This is a genomic window from Armatimonadota bacterium (genome assembly GCA_016125185.1).
In the GTDB taxonomy this organism is placed as follows: domain Bacteria; phylum Armatimonadota; class Fimbriimonadia; order Fimbriimonadales; family Fimbriimonadaceae; genus Fimbriimonas.
The window spans coordinates 166202-180511 of record WGMG01000002.1; the positions used below are offsets into that span (position 1 = coordinate 166202).

8 protein-coding genes are annotated in these 14310 nt (G+C 58.2%); 4 read left to right on the top strand and 4 right to left on the bottom strand.

The window, feature by feature from the left end:
* Nucleotides 1-63: 63 nt before the first annotated feature.
* Together GC165_03995 and yicI are read left to right on the top strand one after the other, a co-directional pair.
* The gene (locus GC165_03995) at nt 64-2187 is read left to right on the top strand and encodes a carbohydrate-binding protein (protein ID MBI1332023.1); all 2124 of its coding nucleotides are present in this window, start codon (nt 64-66) and stop codon (nt 2185-2187) included.
* Nucleotides 2184-4334: an alpha-xylosidase gene (yicI, locus tag GC165_04000; GenBank protein MBI1332024.1), complete on the top strand. Its 2151-nt coding sequence runs from the start codon at nt 2184-2186 to the stop codon at nt 4332-4334. The genes GC165_03995 and yicI overlap by 4 nt, the downstream gene beginning before the upstream one ends.
* Here the strand turns inward: yicI and GC165_04005 are convergent.
* Nucleotides 4331-7063: a hypothetical protein gene (locus tag GC165_04005; GenBank protein ID MBI1332025.1), complete on the bottom strand. Its 2733-nt coding sequence runs from the start codon at nt 7061-7063 to the stop codon at nt 4331-4333. The two genes, yicI and GC165_04005, sit on opposite strands and share 4 nt — an antisense overlap.
* A 112-nt stretch (nt 7064-7175) precedes the next feature.
* Nucleotides 7176-9077 carry a hypothetical protein gene (locus GC165_04010; GenBank protein MBI1332026.1) on the bottom strand — a complete coding sequence of 634 codons (1902 nt, stop codon included), beginning with the start codon at nt 9075-9077 and terminating at the stop codon, nt 7176-7178.
* A 115-nt stretch (nt 9078-9192) separates the two neighbouring features.
* On the opposite strand from GC165_04010, the gene GC165_04015 reads away from it, so the two are divergent.
* Both GC165_04015 and GC165_04020 read left to right on the top strand, forming a co-directional pair.
* Nucleotides 9193-9651, top strand: coding sequence for a hypothetical protein (locus GC165_04015; GenBank protein MBI1332027.1), 459 nt, complete (start codon nt 9193-9195; stop codon nt 9649-9651).
* Nucleotides 9648-10133 carry a hypothetical protein gene (locus GC165_04020; protein MBI1332028.1) on the top strand — a complete coding sequence of 162 codons (486 nt, stop codon included), beginning with the start codon at nt 9648-9650 and terminating at the stop codon, nt 10131-10133. The genes GC165_04015 and GC165_04020 overlap by 4 nt, the downstream gene beginning before the upstream one ends.
* Before the next feature lie 13 nt (nt 10134-10146).
* Here GC165_04020 and GC165_04025 read toward each other — a convergent pair whose 3' ends face one another.
* Nucleotides 10147-13041 carry a glycosyl hydrolase gene (locus GC165_04025; GenBank protein ID MBI1332029.1) on the bottom strand — a complete coding sequence of 965 codons (2895 nt, stop codon included), beginning with the start codon at nt 13039-13041 and terminating at the stop codon, nt 10147-10149.
* A 51-nt stretch (nt 13042-13092) separates the two neighbouring features.
* Nucleotides 13093-14262, bottom strand: coding sequence for a cystathionine beta-lyase (locus tag GC165_04030; GenBank protein MBI1332030.1), 1170 nt, complete (start codon nt 14260-14262; stop codon nt 13093-13095).
* Between the last annotated feature and the right edge of the window lie 48 nt (nt 14263-14310).

Here is a 14310-nt window from a genome sequence, read left to right on the forward strand (position 1 = left end):
ACATACTACAACGATGTATCAAATTTTGTGTAGCTTTTTTCAAATTTCTGGCAAACTTAGGGAATGATCGTCGCCGCCGCCGTTCTGATGGGGCTATTGGGCCCAGGGCCGAAGAGCATTCCGTATACGTGGAAGAATGTCGAAATCGTCGGCGGAGGGTTTGTCACCGGCATCACCACCCACCCTTACGCCAAGAATGTGATCTACGCCCGAACCGACATCGGCGGTGCGTACCGGTGGAACGAGAAGACCCAGCGCTGGGTGCCGATCGAGGATTTCATCACCCGGTCGGACTGGAACCTGTACGGTACCGAATCGGTTGCCATTGACCCAAGCGACCCGAAGCGGGTTTACATCGCGGCCGGTACGTACACCAATGAATGGGGGCAAAACGGGGCGATCCTGCGCTCGCGCAATCAGGGTGAGACTTGGGATCGGGTCAATTTGCCCTTCAAAAACGGAGGAAACGAAGACGGACGGTCGATCGGAGAGAGGCTGGAGGTGGACCCGAATGATGGCCGTGTCCTCTACTTCGGCACCCGCAACAATGGCCTGTTGCGAAGCAGCGACTACGGATCGACCTGGAAGGCGATTTCGGGTTTCCCGATCACTGGTCGAACCAACCGCATTGGAATCGGCTGGATTGAGTTCGACTCATCATCATCCAAGAAAGGCATGCCTTGCCAAACCCTCTACGCTGGAACGACCGGGTTGGACGAAAACCTCTATGTTAGCCATGACGGTGGAACCTCTTGGACCGCTGTTCCTGGCCAACCTAAAATGCTTTGGCCCCATCATTGCAAGCAGGCTAAGAACGGCGATCTCTTCCTGTCCTACTGCAACGCGGCTGGTCCAAATGGCGTGACCGATGGCGCCGTATACAAGTATTCGCCAAGCAAAGGCAAGTTCATGAACATCACGCCCGAAGAACCGGGAGCAGGCAACACCTTTGGCTACGGCGGCATCACCCTCGATGCCAAAAACCCGGGCGTAGTGATGGTGAGCACCATCGACCGTTGGGGCAAGCACGACACAGTCTTTCGCTCGACCAACAGTGGGATTAGCTGGATGAATCTAGCTCAACACTCCAAGCGAGACTCATCGAAATCTCCGTTCCTCAACTGGGCCCGGCCTGAACCAGAATTTGGACACTGGATCGGCGACGTCGAGATCGACCCCTTCAATTCCAACCGAGCCTGGTACGTGACCGGCGCGACAATCTGGGGCACAGACAATCTCACCGATGCCGACAAAGGCAAGACCGTGAACTGGGTTCCCCGCGCTGAGGGATTGGAAGAAACCGCGGTTCTCGATCTTGCCAGCCCGCCGCAAGGGGCGCACGTGATCTCGGCCCTCGGCGACATCGCCGGGTTCACCCACTTCGACCTCGACCACTCACCCCCCGGCGGCATGTGGGCGAACCCACTTTGGAACACCACGACCGACGTGGATTATGCAGGCAAGGACCCCCTGGCGGTCATCCGTGTCGGGGCGGGGCAGGGCGCGTTCTCCCACGATGGCGGTAAGACTTGGAAGCCCTTTGCAGGAAAGCCGACCGGGATGCGAAACTCTGGTACCGCCGCAATCTCCGCCGATGGCAAGACAATTGTCCAACAAGTCAACGGCCTTACCGCCCAATGGAGCGACGACGGAGGCGCGACCTGGCACGCCGCGAGCGGCGAAAGGACAACTGGGCGAGTCGTCGCTGATCGAACCAACGCCAACTACTTCACCATTCACGACGGTCGGACCGGCAATCTGTGGTTTTCGTCCGATGCGGGCCGCTCGTTCCGGGCCGTCGCCAACAAGTATCCGTCCGACCAGGGGCGCATCTACCCCTCGCCGAATGAAGCGGGCGTGGTCTGGATTCCTCTGAATAAGGGTGTCCTCCGGTGTGATCTCGTCAAGGCCGAGGGCTCCGTTTACCAGCCCGGTCAGTTCATCGAGCAGATCGCGTTTGGCGCTCCTGCACCAGGTTCGAAGACACCCACTGCCTACGTCATCGGCAAGTTCGATGGAGTAGAAGGAATCTACCGCTCGACCGACGGATGCAACACCTTCCAGCGAATCAATGACGCCAAAACTGGCTTCGGCACCGGAGACTGCATCGAAGGCGATCCTAAGGTGTTTGGCCGTGTGTACCTAGGCACCAACGGGCGCGGCGTATTGTACGGAGATCCGAAATGAAATTCACCGACGGCAACTGGATGCACCTCCCGGGCGTCTCGCCCAACTATGCGGCACAGGTGTACGACGCGTCGTCCGACGACCGATCGGTCACCGCCATCGTCCCCTGCCACCAAATCAATCATCGCGGCGATACCCTGGGAGGGGCGAATCTGACAATCACGCTCTCAAGCCCCCTGCCCGGCGTCATCGCGGTCAAACTCGTGCACCACGCGGGTGTCAATGCCAAGCGTCCGTCATTCGAAATCGCTCAGACGGACTGCCCGGTCAAGCTTGGCGAAGACGAGGATTTCCTAACCCTCACCAGCGGCTCGCTCACTGCAAAAGTCAGCAAGAAGAGTTACAAAATCGAGTTCCTGCGGGGTGGCAAAATCATTACGACTTCGCCGAACCGAGGTGCCGCCTACATGGAAGTCGCGGGCGAAGGAGCCTATATTCTCGACAAGCTCACGCTCGGCGTCGGTGAATTGGTCTACGGCCTTGGCGAGCGTTTCACGGCGTTCGTTAAGAACGGCCAAGTCGTCGATATCTGGAACGAAGACGGCGGGACCTGTAGCAACCAGGCATACAAAAACATCCCCTTCTACCTCACCAATCGGGGTTACGGCGTGCTCGTCAACCACACAGGCCGCATCTCGTTCGAGGTCGCCAGCGAGCGCACCTCAAGGGTCCAGTTCTCAGTTCCCGGCGAGTCGCTGGAGTACTTCGTCATCGACGGTCCCACGCCCAAAGAGGTGCTGGACAAGTACACCCAATTGACGGGACGCCCAGCCCTCCCGCCGCCGTGGTCATTCGGCCTCTGGCTGTCCACCTCGTTCACCACCGACTATGATGAGGCGACCGTCACCGAGTTCATCCAGGGCATGGCCGATCGAGACATCCCCCTCTCCGTCTTCCACTACGATTGCTATTGGATGCGCGGCTTTCGGTGGTGCGATTTCGAATGGGACCCCAACGTGTTCCCCGACCCCAAGGGCATGCTGGCGCGCCTCCACGACCGCGGACTCAAGGTCTGCGCGTGGATCAATCCGTACATCGCCCAGGCCTCAGACCTCTTTGAGGAAGGGCGAGAGAAAGGCTATTTCCTCAAGCAGCCAAACGGCGACGTCTGGCAGTGGGACATGTGGCAACCCGGGATGGCGATCGTCGATTTCACCAATCCCGACGCCAAGGCTTGGTACCAAGGGCTTCTCGCCGACCTGCTCGACCAAGGTGTCGATGCCCTCAAGACCGACTTCGGCGAAAGGATTCCGACCGACGTCGCCTACCATGATGGCAGCGACCCCGTGATGATGCACAATCTGTACACGCAGCAGTACAACCAAGCCGTCTTTGAACTTCTGGAGCGCAAGCGTGGCAAAGGCGAGGCCGTGCTTTTTGCCCGCTCTGCAACCGTTGGCGGTCAGAAGTACCCAGTGCATTGGGGCGGCGACTGCTGGTCGGATTTCGAGGCAATGGCCGAATCCCTTCGCGGCGGACTATCGCTCTGCCTGTCCGGTTTCGGGTTCTGGAGCCACGATATCGGTGGCTTCGAAGGCCTTCCGCCCGCCGACCTCTACAAGCGATGGGTCGCCTTTGGACTGCTGTCGTCCCACTCCCGCCTGCACGGAAGCACCAGCTACCGTGTGCCGTGGCTCTACGACGAAGAAGCGGTCGATGTGCTACGCTTTTTCACTCGCCTCAAGCATCGCTTGATGCCGTACCTTTGGTCGGCGGCGGTGACGGCTCATCGAACCGGCGTACCAGTCATGCGGGCGATGCACTTGGAATTCCCCGACGATCCGGCATGCGATACACTCGACCGGCAGTACATGCTTGGCGAAGCTATACTGGTCGCACCAGTCTTCTCGTTCGATGGCATGGTGGACTACTACGTCCCATCGGGCCAGTGGACCAATCTGCTGACTGGCCAAGCGGTGGATGGCGGTCGCTGGATTCGCGAGCAGCACTCGACCCTGTCGATCCCGCTTCTCGCGCGTCATGGATTCTCTATCCCCATCTCGCTCGCCGACGACACGCCATACGACGCCTTCGCTGCTGAGCTTGGAGTTCTTGATTTTGGTGGCGGAATGCCGACCGTGTTCGACGAATCTGCCGAGCCGTTCACCCCTAAATGGCGAAGGCTCGACAACTTGAAGCAGAGCTAAACGCCCTGCTTCAGTTCGATCCAGCGGGTTCTGCCCGCCACCATCGGTATAGTGGTCGCGCCAGCGTCAGTCGTATAAGACCCTTCGATCGCATAATGCCCAACTCCGGCCATCTTGGCTGGTTGATCAAATCGCAGGCGTGCGTTTGGCGTGTTCGCATCGCCCGAAACCGCCACCCGCACAGCCCTCGTCTTCGTGTCGTACTCGACCGAAACAAACGAACCCGCGTCCAAAGTCAGCCACAAACCAGCCGGAGCAATGTAGAACTGTCGCCGGTAGCAATCGAGCGGTAAGATGCTGACTTTGCTTCCCGCCACCGAAACATTGCCGCCGAATGCCTGCCAGCCAAAGTCGGGGTGGTCGATCAAATAGGTCGCTGCATTCAGCGAGTGCCCCAAGAAGTTCGGCCCATAGTCGCCGGTATAGGCATCCCACTTCAGCGTCGACGGGAATGAGTGGAACGCGACCGACGCACACCCTTCCTTGCTGATGTTGGAAAGCGAGCCCATGGCCCCGCCGTAGCCCGCAAACAGCAGGTGATAGTCATCTGGATGCTCGCGATATTCGGTCAGCATCGGAATCGCGTTCAGGCCCGACCCGTAGTGATGCAGTTGCCGCTCGATCCGAGGGAGCTTGCCACCGTACAGAAAGTCCCAATACCGACGCGCGTTGCCGTTATAGCCCCAGTGCGGAAGGCTCGGCATGTAGCCGATGATCGAGTTCAGCGACACCATCGCCTTGTCGTTGCGACCGAAGTACTTGCACCAACCGTAAACCTCTTCTTGGCCGGTCGAGTCCCACGCCATTTCACTTCCAAACGGGTACTCCTCCGCGATCCAGTGGTCGGCCCGCGCCTTCATCCGTGCCTCCATCTGCTTGGCCTGATCAGCCCAACCCTCGTTCTTCAGGTCCTTCAGCAAATCGATGAAGATTGTGCCTTCCATGAGCCCAAGGTCCACATACCAGACGCGCGGATTGCCGTCCTTGTCCTTACTCGTCATGAACATCGTCGTCTCGTACGCCTGATTCAGATACCACTGCCAGTCGTGATGGGTGGCCAGCCCCGGATGGTTGCGCGCCACGCGGTACATCGCCCAATACGACGCGACGGTATGCGGATAGTTGTAGCCACGGCCGATGTCTTCCGATGCCTTCTTGTTCCAGCTCGTCCAACTGGTCCAATTGAAGTTCGGATTGTATTTGAAGTCGGGCACAAGCGCCGGTTCGTAAAAGAACACGCTCTTGCGAACGCCATACTTGTTCGGGCCGTCCTTGAACTGGATGTTGCCCCACAAAACGCCATCCACAAAGTCTTCGAACTTCCCGACCTCGTCCTTAGTCGGCTGTCCAAACAGCTTCATCGCCTCGGCCACGAACGAACCCGAGCCGCCTTCGTCGCCGAGTCCAGCGATCCAAACCCGGCTGTCCTGCGTGACCTGCTTGTCGGCGTCGCGGTCATAGCTGATGAACGACGGCGCGCGATGGAACGGATCGTCCATGTCCGTGAAGTACTGCTTGGTGCTGAGGAAATGCCCCATGTCCTTCACCACTTGCTGCGCCGGTTTGGTCAGGTAGTAGTGGATGGTCTGGTGGACCCCATCGGTGTAGGTGATGGTCAGTCGGGCCCTTCCCCACCCCTTTCCGTTCACACTCAAAGTCTTGTAGCCGTTCTTGGCGCTCCCTGCTTTGGAGACCAGCATCGCCCCCTTTGGTTCCACTTCCAAGCTCTTGATCGCCTTGTCGTACTTGACGAACAGCTTTCCGTGTTGGTCGATCGGCAGAATGTAGCCCGGAATTCCCACCGTGACCGGCTTATGGTTGTCAGCCAAAGTCTTCTCGATCCCCCGGATGCTGGGCGACACCAGGAACTCCAAGCCATAGGTCTTGGTTTCCCCCGCGCCAACCGAAGCCTCCGTGGGCGGGTTCCACTGCTCAGCTTCCTTCCATTCATTGTCCGCGTATGCCTTGCTATGCACCATCCACTCGAACATGCCTTCGAACGTTTGGTTGGGTCGCGTCGGCTCGTTCAGCAGGTGATATGCCTCTAGCGGCGACCCTGATTGCGGTGTGATCACTAGCGCCGGTCCTTCCCCGCTCAGCCTCGTCACCTGAACATAACCCGCGTCGCGCCCGATGTACGGGTCGCTGAACGAGCACCGCTCGTGGGCTTCCTTCAAATTTCGATCGCTGATGATGTTGTTCAGGATCATCGGAATGCCGAGCGATCCAACTTCGATCGTGTCCTTGGTCGGATTCTTGATCGAAAAAGTGAGTTTGAGATGGCCGTTATCGACACTCCATGTCCGGTTTACTTGAAGGGGAAAGTCACCAGGAAAAGTCGCTCTAAGGTCCGCCGTTGATGCCTGGGGTGTGCTTTTGAGTAACGTCACCGGAGCCCGATGGGTCGCCGTCGAATAGCTCTTCCAGTCGCTTTCGCCTGCCTTGCGCAAACGGAGATTGAGGTCGCCAAATTGGTAATAGCCGTTGGCGTTGCGGAACTGCTGGCGGTCGGTGGGCAGAAAATCGAAGCCGGACGTGCTCTTTGGATGAAGCGACAGCAGAGTCTGCGAATCCTTGATGAACTCGAGGCTCAGGCTCGGAGTCTCGATGCGAAATGTCCCGTGCGCGAAACCGACGTCGTCGGCGCTGGGCTTTTGGTTGGGGCGTTGGGCCATCGAAATCGAGACCATCATCAGTGTGGCGACAGTGCCCACAATCGTTCGCATCATGGTTCTTGGCAGGTTATCACAAAATGTTTGAACATTGAACGATTTTGGGAATAACTATTCCTAGATGGTGTGATCGATCCTCCTCGCAACACACAAGGAGGATCGATCTTAGTTATCGCGTTCGGAACGGAACGGCGGGTAGGCCGTCGCCGTTGTACAGGGTCGCGACCGGGTCGTCGTCCCAGGCATATCGAACGTCGACCGGGTTAGCAACCTCAGGCGAAGTCAGCACCACTGATTCACCAACCACCTTCGCATCGGCCCAAACGAACTTGCCATCCTTGCCACAAATGGCAAAACCGGAGGTCGCCCCTGGTCGCAACACCAATCCCTTCGCATGGTGGAACCACACCACCAGCTTCCCGTCTCCCTTGGAATTTGCCTCGGCGAAGGTCGGTCCCGAGTCCTCCAGCTTCTTGCCGTAAGCGATTTTGAGGGCCGAAAGGGCGAGACGTCGCCCGACCTCTTGCTTGTTCTTGGGGTGAATATCGCGGGCTTCGCCAATGTCCACCGTCACAGCCAGCCCCGCGTTCTTCACCGAGTTGACCGCCTTGGTCTGAGCCTCGCGAAGCTCGGGCCAACCGGCGTCGTGCGGTTGTGCGCTCCGACCGCCAAAGTTCGCCAACTGAACCACGAAGAACGGGAAATCGCCCTGGCCAAATCCCTTTCGCCAATCCGTAATCATCGCTGGAAGCAGGCGCGAATACTGCTCCGCTCGCCCGACATTACTCTCGCCCTGATACCAAATCGCGCCCTTGATCGCCATCGGCATTAGCGGATACAGCATTCCGTTGTAAAGCGTCGTCGGCCAGTAGGGATTGTTCTCCACCAGCGGCGGCACGGGAGCCACGTCCTTCAGTTCGAAGGCTTTCTTCATCTTCCAGGGACCGCCCAGCGGGAACCACTTACCGCCGATCCTCAGGTTGAAGGCGTCGGCTCCGGTCGTAAATCCGGCCCCGCCGCTCATGCCCGTAAAGCAGATCGAAATGACATTCTTGCCCGGGTGCAGAGCGCTACGCGGAACCGCGTGGTTGCGCCAGTTGAGCACCGAACTGCCGAAGTCGGTGCGAACTCCGTTCACAAAGTTCAGGTCGATGCCATCGTTGGAACCGGTCGTCAGTTGCGCGTCGCCATCTGGCAAAGGGTCGGGCAAATCGACCGTCTTGCGGAACCAAACCGCACCGCGGAAGTTCGCTAGGCCGATGCGTCCGAACCGCGCGGGCAGATCGACGCTATCCCATGCCGAGTCGTCCACATCCGCGCCAGAGTACTCAGGCCCGCTTGCTTTGGCCCATTGCTCCACGAGGTCGGCAGTGTGCGGTGCGCCCGGCTCGTTCATCGCCTCCACCGCGTCCACCTGCTTCTGGAAGTCCTTGATAATCCCCTTCGCGCTCGTCCAAGACTCGGCTGGCGTTCCGCCCCAACTGGTGTGGATCAGCCCGATCGGAACCTTCAGATCGTCATTCAGCTTGCGGCCGAAGAAGTATCCGACGGCGGTGAAGCCACCCCATCCGCCCTTCACGATGTTCTCGGGCGTGCAGGCTAGCCACTGACTCTCGACGAACGGTCGAAGGGTGTTGGAAGGGCTCTTCGGCACCGCGTAAAGACGAATCGTGGGTCGGTTGGCGTTCTGAATCTCCTCCTTGGCGTTGTTTGCCATAGTGATTCCGAACTCCATGTTGGACTGCCCCGAACAAATCCACACGTCGCCGACGAGCACGTCGTGCAGTTCTACGGTCTGACCGCCCTGAATCTTGACCGTGTATGGTCCGCCGGTCACGGGCGGTCGGAACCGGAGCGTCCATTTGCCATTCGCATCCGCTTTTCCCATCGCGGTCACGGTCCGTACGCCACCCTTGTCGGGATTGATGGTCAGCGACACGCTGGCGTTCGGCTGAGTCCACCCCCAGAGTTCATTCACTTTGTCCCTCTGCAGGACCATGTGGTCGCCAAAAACGGGGCTGAGAAACGGCATCGTCGATGCGAGTTGCGCCATCACAAACAGGGTCATCATGATTCAGGTGCCTCGGTGCACGGGTAGGTTCATCTTACACCAGATTGATACATCGGTCTATCCTTCGCCGTCGATGGCGTTACTGGACTAGAAACCAAGGCCAAAATCGCTTACAATGAGTCTGTCGATGGAACGGTTTGCCTGTGTATCAAAAAGGTCCATCGTCGCCTATTTTGCGACCGTCGCGATATTCGTATCTGCCCTCATCATTCTAGGACTGGGAGGGTTAGCCTCGCACCGAGTTCCGCTTCTTAACTTCTTCGCGAATGGCGTAAGCACCTCGGTCTGCATTGTCGTTATATTTTCGACTAATTTTCGGCGAAAGAGGGGCATTATCTCTATCGATGACGAGCGCATTCATTGCGAAGGAAAGCATCGAAAAGCCATCGACCAGCTTCTATCTGAAGTCACCGACCTTTCGATCAAGAGCTACTTTGGCCGACTTACCCGGACATGGCAGATTTCCTTTCGCAACCTCGAGCGAATCGAGTTCGATACAGATGTTCAGAACCGTCGGCGCCTAGTCGCCCTCCTCGAAGAACGCACAGGCAAGAAGTTCGAGGCGTCGTCATGATGGCTCCCAATCCGCATTGGTGGTCGGAGCCCGCCGATCGATACGATTACACACCAAACACACGATTCTTTCTGTTTTTCTGGGGAGCCAATACGGCATTCCTTGTCGTACGCCAAATCTTTTTTCCCAACAACGACGTCTGCAACCTGCTGGGGACCATCGTAGTGGTGACCCTCACCGCTATCGTAGGATTAATGATGAATCCGGGGCGTCGCCGGTTTGAGGTCCGGTTCACCTACCTGACCTGCTATCGCGGGACCGACGTCATCGAGCACCAAGACATGCGAGATATCGTTTCCCTCGACTCAGTACTCGACCGCAAGGGCAAAGCCCGACAATACATCGCCAAGTTCTCGACTGGTAAAACGATCTCGTTCTACGCGTACCTTGGCAAGTGCGACGAACTCATCGCCAAGCTGCGCGGCTACCTTGCCGCAAAAGAAGAAGGCGAAGGACAAAGCCCTTCGCCTTCTTTGGCCTAGACCGAGGGAACTGCTACTCTAGCTTCCACTCCTTCTCGACCTTCTTACCGTTCAGCGTGATCACGACCTTATAGGTGCCCGCCGCCAGATACTTGGCACGATTCGCCTCGAAGGGGTCCTTCACCGCGTCCACACCGGTCTTCGGTTTGGTCGGCTTGATGTCGTCAAACTTCTCGTCCGAAAGCCGAAGCGGAATCTCGCCAAAGTTGAAGCCCTTAACGCACGTCATGTCCGTCGAGAGCACGCTCTTGCCGTCCTTATCGACGATTTCAAGCTTCGCCTTGCCCGCCTGACCCGCAAAGAAGCTCACCTTGGCCGTCGGGCTCTTTGGCATTTCCGAGCTGTACTCGGGTCGCCGCTCATAGCCCCACGAGGAACTTCGGATGCCGTCGCTCAGCGACAGAATCTTCAGGTCTTCCTTGCGCAGGTCGGGCGTGATCGACCGGACCGTCTTTAGGTTCAGCACGTAGCATCCGCGAGCGTGAGTTGCAATCACAAGGTCGTCTTCTCGCTCCTGGATCACCATGTCGTGGACCGGCAGGTGGCTGAGGCCGCCCTGCAGGGCTTCCCACGTCTTGCCGCCATCGAACGTGATGAACACGCCCATGTCGGTGCCGACGTACAGGATGTCCTTGTTCTTCGGGTCCTCGCGGACGACGTTGATCGTCTCCGCCGGCAGGTTGCCGACGATCGACGTCCATGTCTTGCCAAAGTCCGTCGATTTCCAAAGGTAGGCCGACCAGTCGTCTTCGCGATAGCCGCTCTGCGAGCAATAAACCGTGCCCTCGTCCCATCGGCTCGCCACGATGCGTGAGACCCACTTGTCCGGCTCTGGCGTCGGAATATCCTTCCACGTAAAGCCGCCGTCTGGCGTCATTGTCACGCGACCGTCATCGGCTCCGCAGTAAATCAGTCCGAACCGAATCGGGCTCTCGCTGATGTCCTTCAGGGTCGAGTACGGCACGTCGCCGTCCGGTTTTTCGCGCGTCAGATCGGGCGAGATCGCCGTGTAATTCCGTCCGCTGTCGAACGACCGATAGAGCTTGTTGAAGCCAACGTACACGATATCGGGATGGAACGATGAGATGATGATCGGCGAAACCCAGTTCGCGCGGGCCTCTTCGCCTCGCGGGGTTCGCGGGCGAGCCGAGTAGTTTTGACCACCCTTCAAACTGTGGGCTTGGTGAGCGCCGAACTGCGACGCCACGAACACGAGGTCGCCGCGTGGATCGACCGCAACCGCCGATCCGTCGCCGCCGCCAATAGCCTGCCACTGGTCAGGTCGCGACCGTCCCGGTGTGTAGGTGCTCGGACCCATCTCCGTACCGTTGTCCTGCAAACCGGTGTAGATGTTGTACGGTGAGGCATCATCGACAGCCAATGTCGTCGATTGCCCAACGCTCAGGTTTTCGATGTGGTCCCAGCTTTCGCCGTCATTACGCGTAAAGTACGCACCACCGTCGTTCCCAACCCAGATCGTGCCCTTTGATCGCGGATCGAAATAGACCGTGTGGTAGTCCACGTGCACTCGTCCGTTCGTGCCCTGGGTCCACGTTTTGCCGCCGTCTCGCGAGCGGATGAGCGGCACGCCTGTTAGCCACAGGTCGTTTTCGTCGGTCGGATTCACGAACACTCGATCATAGTAATAGCCGCCCAACTCGCCAACTTTTCGCATGCGTTGGAAGGTCTTTCCGCCATCGGTGGAGCGGTAGATTTCGTCGTTGTTCTGGCCCGGATCAAACGCCTTCGGGTTTCGTTTCTCGATGAGCATGTGGACGTCCACCATGGTCATTTTCTTGTCCTTCAGGCCCTTCAGCACGTCCTCCAGCTTGGAATCGCGCGGTCCGTAAGTGTTCCAAAACGACTTCAGGACATCCTTGTCGATGTCCATAAACACATCGGCATCGAGTTTGGCGAAACGGCGGAGCGTTAATCGATCGCCCGGTGCACGCTCGTCCTCGTCTTCCCACTCCTCATCCTTGCCTGGGTTCTCGACGAAGGCATAAACCACCTTGGCGTTCGACCGCGACCAAGCAAGGCCGGTTCGCCCGCACCTTTCGCCGCTCGGCAAAGTCGTGATGGGCGTCCAGGTCTTGCCGCCATCTTCGGTGCGGTACATCCCGCTTCCCTCTCCCGACTCCAAAAAGTTCCAGGCCCGGCGGTCGCGCTCGTACATCGCCGCGATGGCGATCTTGCTGTTCTTGGGGTCAAGCTGAATATCGGTACAACCCGTCCAATCGTCCTTCTTCAGAACCTGGGTCCACGTCTTTCCGCCGTCGGTTGTCTTGTACAGTCCGCGCTCGGGATTTTCGGAATAGAGGTGGCCCATCGTCGCCGCCCAAACCGTGTTCTCGTCCTTCGGGTCGATAATGATTCGCGCGACGTGGTGACTCTCCGGCAGACCGACAAACTGCCAAGTCTTGCCTGCGTCGGTGGACTTATACATGCCCGTTCCCGCGTAGCTGGTGCGCTGGTTATTTGCCTCGCCGCCGCCAACATAGATCGTCTGACCGTCTTTGCTCACGGCGAAGTCGCCAATGCCGAAGCACGGCATGTTTTCCCAAACCGATGTCCAAGACTGACCGTCGTCCTCAGTTCGATAGAGGCCACCGGTGGCGAACGCCACATAGATTTGGTTCGGCTTGTTCTCCGGCGCGTTGATCATCACTACGCGTCCACCCTGAACCTCCGGCCCAACATTGCGCCAAAGCAACGCGCTGAAGGGCGAGTCGACTTCCATCTGGAGGCGCTTGGCGTAGGAAGCCGCTGTTTGACTGGCAGGCATTCCGACGACCTTTTTGGAGTGAAACTTCGCTTTTTCGGCCTTCTTGTCCCAAGGCTGGATTTCTTGTGAGAACGCGGTCGCAGCCACCCCAAGGGCAAGCCCGACCAAAAATAATTGCTTCACGCGGCTAGTTTCTCATATGCGGGCAGAAATTGCCTAGCAAATATAAGATTTCTATCGCAACGCTGGCAGGGCCTGGGCGATGTCGGCGATGAGGTCTTCAGGATCTTCCAATCCGCAGAACAACCGCACGAACCACTCCGACTCGGCGTAATCGATCGGCTTCACGTGCGACGCCACAACCAAGCTCTCAAACGCGCCCCACGAAATGCCGCGTCCGAACTGCTTCAGGCGATTGCAGAAGTCCATGATCTTCGCCTTGTCGCGCGTCTTGGCCTCGAAAGAGAATAGGCCCGACGAGCCCGTCATCGTGGCTTTATACAAATCGTATTGAGGGTTCGATGGCAAAGAAATGTGGTGAACCACCTTGACCTCCGGTTGTTGCTCCAGCCATGCCGCAACCTGGTTAGCCGTCGCCTCATGCTGTTTGATGCGGAGCTTCAGCGTTCGCGTGCCCTGAATGAACAGCCACGCCGGGAACGGGGGCAATAGCGCCCCGATCATCAGGATTTCGCGCCTAATCAGCTTTTGAATGTATGCCTTGCTTCCGATCACCGCGCCGCCCATCGCGTTGCTGTGGCCGCCATAGTACTTGGTGAGCGAGTGGACGACGATATCGGCACCCATCTCCAACGGCTTCATGTGGATGGGCGTGTTGTACGTGCTATCGACGATGGTCGTGATGCCCTTCGACCGAGCGAACGCGCAAATGGCGGGCACATCCTGAAGTCGGAACGTATTCGAGGTCGGAGTCTCCAGGTAGATCAGCGTTGTGTTGTCCTTGCACGCATCGATGATCGCCTGAGTGTCTCGTCCATCGACGATCGAACACTCCACGCCGAACTGAAGCAGATAGTCCGTCAGAAATGCCTTCGTCGGACCGTAAATTCCGTCGACGGCCACCACGTGCGAGCCTTGCTTGACGCAGGATAGGATAGCCATGGATACGCCCGTCATGCCTGCGGCAAAGACCTTACACGCCTCGCCACCCTCAAAATGCGCGAGCTTCTGCTCGAGGATATCGATCGTCGGATTGCTGACCCGGCTGTAGTGGTGCGGGGCGCTTCCCGGGTGATTCTGGATGGCCGTGTGGAGTTCCTCCATCGTGTCGAACACGAAAAGAGAGTTCTGGTAGATGGGAGGAATCACCGCTCCGTGGTGCTTCTCATCTTCGGCGAAGTGGGCTAAATCAGTCGAGAATCCGTACTCGTCCGGGGTGGACATATCTCCTTCATTATGGAAGATTTAGCGGCTCAGATTCCGGCCAGCGGC

Bases quoted from the DNA above. Each gene is read 5' to 3' on its own strand.
- GC165_03995 (MBI1332023.1), top strand. From the start codon at position 64: ATGATCGTCGCCGCCGCCGTTCTGATGGGGCTATTGGGCCCAGGGCCG.
- yicI (MBI1332024.1), top strand. From the start codon at position 2,184: ATGAAATTCACCGACGGCAACTGGATGCACCTCCCGGGCGTCTCGCCC.
- GC165_04030 (MBI1332030.1), bottom strand. From the start codon at position 14,262: ATGTCCACCCCGGACGAGTACGGATTCTCGACTGATTTAGCCCACTTC.
- GC165_04010 (MBI1332026.1), bottom strand. From the start codon at position 9,077: ATGATGACCCTGTTTGTGATGGCGCAACTCGCATCGACGATGCCGTTT.
- GC165_04005 (MBI1332025.1), bottom strand. From the start codon at position 7,063: ATGATGCGAACGATTGTGGGCACTGTCGCCACACTGATGATGGTCTCG.
- GC165_04020 (MBI1332028.1), top strand. From the start codon at position 9,648: ATGATGGCTCCCAATCCGCATTGGTGGTCGGAGCCCGCCGATCGATAC.
- GC165_04015 (MBI1332027.1), top strand. From the start codon at position 9,193: ATGAGTCTGTCGATGGAACGGTTTGCCTGTGTATCAAAAAGGTCCATC.